Below are 2,436 nucleotides of genomic sequence, written 5' to 3'. Positions count from 1 at the left end.
GGCGGCCACACCCTGGCCGGCGGCTACCCCCAGCATCACCGCCCGCCTCCTCGCCCTCGCCGCCGCGATCTGGCACCACCGGCACATCGGAGCACCCACCCAACGCTCCCTCACCGCCCACGACCACGGAAACCAACCGGACTCAGTCATCTAGACCGGCGTGGTGGGGTGGTCCCGGTGAGGGCCACTTCGAATCGGGTTCGGGTCCGCTTCCTGACTTGGGATTTCCCGGTACATTTGGCGTCATGGCAGGGTTTCTCGCCGATGTCACAGTGGTGGTGCACCTCGCATCGCTGCTCTACATCGGACTCGGCGGGTTTCTCGCCTGGCGGTGGCCGAAGACGATCTTCGTACACGTCTTCTTCGCCGCCTGGGGGGTCGCGGTCAACGTGTTCCCCATCGTCTGCCCGCTCACCGCGCTCGAGGACGGTTTCCGCGCACAGCAGGGGCTCAAGCCCCTCCCCGGCGGCTTCAACGAGTACTACATCTACGGCGACATCATCCCCCGCGCCCTGCTGCCCGTCGTCGCGGTCGGGGCGGTCATACTGCTGATCGTGTCCTACGTCGGCGTCTACGTGCGGTGGCGCCAAAGCCGGCCGTCCGTGCCCGCCGCGCGATGACCGGGCCCACCGAGTGGGAGTTCGGCGAGCCGGTCGGCGTCGGGCCCTGGACCGGTGAACCGCCCCACGACGACCGCTACGACCCGGTGCTTCTCGCGGAAGGCGACCGCCGCAACGTCGTCGACGCCTACCGCTACTGGCGCCGCGACGCCGTCGTGGCCGACCTCGACCGGCGGCGGCACGACTTCCACGTCGCCATCGAGAACTTCCAGCACGACCACAACATCGGCACCGTCGTCCGCACCGCCAACGCCTTCGCCGCCAGGGCCGTGCACATCGTCGGCCGCCGCCGCTGGAACCGCCGCGGCGCCATGGTGACCGACCGCTACCAGCACCTCGAGCACCACCCGGACGTCGAGCACCTGCTGAAGTACGCCGCCGGAGCGGACCTCACGATCGTCGCCGTCGACAACCTGCCCGGCGCGCGGCGCGTGGAGACGGCCGAGCTGCCTCGACGAGCACTCCTCCTGTTCGGCCAGGAAGGGCCGGGGCTCACCGCGCAGGCCCGCGACGCCGCCGCCATGACGGTGTCGATCGCGCAGTTCGGTTCCACCCGCTCGGTCAACGCGGGCGTGGCGGCCGGCATCGTCATGCACTCCTGGATCCGCCAGCACGCGGACCTCGACCGCGCCTGGTGACGGCCCCGGCGTCTCAGCCCTGAACCGGCTCGACCTCCACCGGAATGCCGTTCAGCACCGCGGTTCCCGACAGCGCGTCCAGCAGCGTGTCGTCCGCCAGCAGGTTCGTGTTCACGCCCGGGTGCGCACTCGCGACCGTCGCCCGCGTGCCCGCCACGTCGTGCCCCCAGCCGTGCGGGATGCTCACCACGCCCGGCCGGATCGCGTCCGTGACCTCGACCGGGATCTCGACCTTGCCGGCCCGCGAACGCACCACCGCCGGCGCGCCGTCGACCAGCCCGAGTCGCGCCGCGTCGGCCGGGTGCATCTGCGCCGTGCACCGGTTCCGCCCGCGCACCAACGGTTCCAGGTTGTGCATCCACGAGTTGTTCGACCCCAGCTGCCGCCGGCCGATCAGCACCAGGCGATCGTCGACGGCCTCGCCGAGGAACGCCACCAGCCGCGGCACGTCCGCCACGATCTCCGCGGGGGCGAGCTCCACGAGACCGCTCGCCGTGGACAGTACGTCCGGCAGCCGCGGCGCCAGTGGACCGAGGTCCACCCCGTGCGGCGCCGCCTCCAGGTCGGCCAGCGTCAGGTCGTACGGACCACCACGCAGCAGCAGGTCGATGATCCGCTCCGGACCGGTCCGTCCGGCCGCCAGCGACACGTCGACGCCCGCCCGGCGCGCGGCCTCGGCGGCCACGATGCCGTCCAGCGCCGACAGGTCGGCCGACGGGCCCAGGCCCGCCGCGATCCCGGTCAGCCGCAACAACGTCTCCCACTCCTGCGGCACCGGCGCCGCCAGCGCGGCCGGCGTCCAGTTCGCGACGTTGCGCACCGCCAGCTGGTACAGCGCCACGTCGTAGTGCGGCCGCTCCAGCGGGGTCGGCCCGGGCAGGATCACGTCCGCGTGCCGGCTCGTCTCGTTGAGGTAGACGTCCAGCGACACCATGAGGTCCAGGCCCGCCAGCGCCTCGGCGAGCCGCCCGGCGTTCGGCGTCGACAGGCACGGGTTGCCGCACACCGTCACGAGCGCGCGCACCTGGCCGTCGCCGGGCGTCAGGATCTCGTCGGCCAGCGTGGCCACCGGCAGCTCGCCCATCACCTCGGGCAGCCCACGGACCCGGCTGCGCCACCGGCCGACCGTCCACGGCCGCCGCGTGCCGCCGCGCGCGTTCGCCTGCCCGGCCGCGGCC

The 2,436-nt window shown here is 72.8% G+C and carries 3 protein-coding genes; 2 read left to right on the top strand and 1 reads right to left on the bottom strand.

Annotated elements, in window-relative coordinates; translation table 11 throughout:
• Positions 1-245 precede the first annotated feature (245 nt).
• Together ACRDTB_RS37985 and ACRDTB_RS37980 are read left to right on the top strand one after the other, a co-directional pair.
• Complete coding sequence (locus ACRDTB_RS37985; RefSeq protein ID WP_431437118.1) at positions 246-620, top strand: DUF2784 domain-containing protein; 375 nt, start codon at positions 246-248, stop codon at positions 618-620.
• The gene (locus ACRDTB_RS37980) at positions 617-1,258 is read left to right on the top strand and encodes a TrmH family RNA methyltransferase (RefSeq protein ID WP_431437117.1); all 642 of its coding nucleotides are present in this window, start codon (positions 617-619) and stop codon (positions 1,256-1,258) included. Before ACRDTB_RS37985 ends, ACRDTB_RS37980 begins: the two co-directional genes overlap by 4 nt.
• Before the next feature lie 13 nt (positions 1,259-1,271).
• Here ACRDTB_RS37980 and ACRDTB_RS37975 read toward each other — a convergent pair.
• Positions 1,272-2,436, bottom strand: a 1,165-nt coding sequence (locus tag ACRDTB_RS37975; RefSeq protein WP_431437116.1) for a molybdopterin dinucleotide binding domain-containing protein, incomplete at its 5' end; no start/stop codon positions are given.

The organism is Actinophytocola sp., from assembly GCF_050699935.1.
GTDB lineage: Bacteria > Actinomycetota > Actinomycetes > Mycobacteriales > Pseudonocardiaceae > Actinophytocola.
The sequence above is the reverse complement of the archived record's forward strand: the minus strand, read 5'-3'. Positions and strand labels throughout refer to the sequence as shown.

Excerpts from the sequence above, each read along its gene's own strand:
- ACRDTB_RS37985 (WP_431437118.1), top strand. The coding sequence starts at position 246 with ATGGCAGGGTTTCTCGCCGATGTCACAGTGGTGGTGCACCTCGCATCG.
- ACRDTB_RS37980 (WP_431437117.1), top strand. The coding sequence starts at position 617 with ATGACCGGGCCCACCGAGTGGGAGTTCGGCGAGCCGGTCGGCGTCGGG.